1 protein-coding gene is annotated in these 529 nt (G+C 29.1%); it reads right to left on the reverse strand.

Annotated features, from left to right (window positions below):
- Nucleotides 1–425 (reverse strand): glycine/sarcosine/betaine reductase component B subunit (locus P8V03_RS19070; protein ID WP_318799384.1); only part of this gene is annotated, 425 nt, incomplete at its 3' end.
- Nucleotides 426–529: the final 104 nt, after the last annotated feature.

Below are 529 nucleotides of genomic sequence, written 5' to 3' on the forward strand. Positions count from 1 at the left end.
ACATCTACATGTATTAAAATGTCATTCTTTGCTGGAGTTCCAGCTCTATCAAATACAACTTGCTCTTTTAGTATTCCTTCGGATGAACCAAATTCTGCAACCTGTACTCCATCTTCATCTACTCCAGTGAGCATAACATTTACTCCTGTAAGAACATGGGTTATACCTTCTCCCATTCTTCCTAAAACCTTAGTAGCTATAGGAGAAAAATCCATTATTGAATTTACAAAGATATTATGATTATTAGGTGTAACAATATTTATCTTAATATTCTTTATAAGTTCTTGATTAAATCCTAAGTCCTGATGTATATTTTGTCTTATATATAGTACACCATTTTCTATATAAGTCTTTGTGGCAAATTCTACTTTTTTTATGTGGAAAGTTTTTATAACAAGTCTTCTCATTACTATTTCATTTTCCATTTCATCACCACACTATTATTATTTTGCTTATTTATAACAATTTACTTACTAATGTTAACTAAATTGTGTAATTTTTAACTTGCAATGGTTTAACTAAACGCCAG

The sequence above is a fragment of the Clostridium tanneri genome (genome assembly GCF_033659955.1).
Lineage (GTDB): Bacteria > Bacillota > Clostridia > Clostridiales > Clostridiaceae > Clostridium_AM > Clostridium_AM tanneri.